General features: G+C 66.2%; 1 protein-coding gene. It reads left to right on the top strand.

The annotated features are described in order from the left end of the window. The first annotated feature begins 67 nt into the window (after positions 1–67). Entirely contained in the window at positions 68–1,507 is a 1,440-nt protein-coding gene (locus ACERNI_RS16545) for an IS1182 family transposase (protein WP_448834346.1), read from the top strand. Positions 1,508–1,582: the final 75 nt, after the last annotated feature.

Genomic DNA, 1,582 nt, shown 5'->3' with positions numbered 1-1,582 from the left:
GAGTCGAGGCTGTGTAAAAACGCGAAGCACCGTAGACTCCTGATGCAGCAGCGTTGGGGGTGATGAGATGTCCCGCTTCGTCGAAGGTGAAGACCGCCGACAGCCGACGCTGCTTCCCAGTTGCCTCGATGACTACGTGTCGGAAGACAACCCGGCGCGGGTGATCGACGTCTTCGTCGATGAGCTGGACTTGGGTGAGCTGGGCTTCGCGGTGGCGCCAGCCGCGACAGGCCGGCCTGCCTATCATCCGGCGACGCTGCTGAAGCTCTACGTCTACGGCTACCTGAACCGCGTGCCGTCGAGCCGCAGGCTGGAGCGGGAGGCCGGGCGCAACGTCGAGCTGATGTGGTTGACGGGGAAGCTCGCGCCCGACCACAAGACCATCGCCAATTTCCGCAAGGACCACGGTCCGGCGATCCAGGCGGCGTGCGCCCACTTCGTCGTGCTGTGCCGCCAGATCGGTCTCTTCACCCAGGCGCTGGCGGCGGTGGACGGCAGCAAGTTCAAGGCGGTCAACACGCGCGACAAGAACTTCACAGCGACCAAGCTGAAGAAGCGGATGGAGCAGGTGGCCGAGCACATCGCCGGGTACCTGGCAGATCTCGACACCGCCGACCGGCAGGAGGGCGAGGCCGCCGAGGCGCGAGCGGGGAAGCTCAAGGACAAGATCGCCACCCTGCGCGCCCAGATGCAGGCGCTGAAAGCCATGGAGGTCCAGGTCTCCGCATCACCGGACGGCCAAATCTCAATCACTGATCCCGACGCGCGGGCTATGGCCACCAGCGGCCGGGGCAGCGGGATCGTCGGCTACAACGTCCAGTCCGTCGTCGAGGCCGAGCATCACCTGATCGTCGCCCACGACGTGATCACCACCGGCAGCGACCGTCAGCAGCTCACCGCCATGAGTGAGAAGGCCAAGGCCGCCATGGGCCTGGACGGCCTAGAGATGCTGGCCGACCGCGGCTACTTCTCGGGCGAGGAAATCCTGGCCTGCGGGGCGCTCGGCGTGACGCCCTATGTGCCGAAGCCGCTGACCTCCAATGCCAAGGCCGACGGCCGCTTCGGCAAGCAGGACTTTACCTACGTGGCCGAGCAGGACGCCTACCGCTGCCCGGCCGGCGCGCTACTCCCCCACCACATGACGACCGTCGAGAAGGGCCTGGTCCTGCACCGCTACTGGGACCGGGCGAGCTGCCAAGCCTGCGCCCTGAAGCCGCAATGCACGCCCAGCGTCGAGCGGCGCGTCACCCGCTGGGAGCATGAGGCGGTGATCGAGGCCATGCAGCGGCGCATGGATCTGGCGCCCCAGAGTCCGATGAAGCTCAGACGCAGGATCGTCGAACACCCCTTCGGGACCATCAAAGCCTGGATGGGCCACACCCACTTCCTGATGAAGCGGCTGCCGAACGTGAAGACCGAGATCAGCCTCCACATCCTGGCCTACAACCTCAAGCGCGTGATGCAGATCCTGGGAACCGGGACGCTGATCGCGGCCATCCGGGCCTGAGGGGATCGGCGCGTCTCGCGTCACGCCCGCTCCGGCCAGCCCCTATCGCTGAGAGTTTTTACACAGCCTCAGTCA

It is taken from the genome of Camelimonas sp. ID_303_24 (assembly GCF_053543495.1).
The sequence above is the reverse complement of the archived record's forward strand: the minus strand, read 5'-3'. Positions and strand labels throughout refer to the sequence as shown.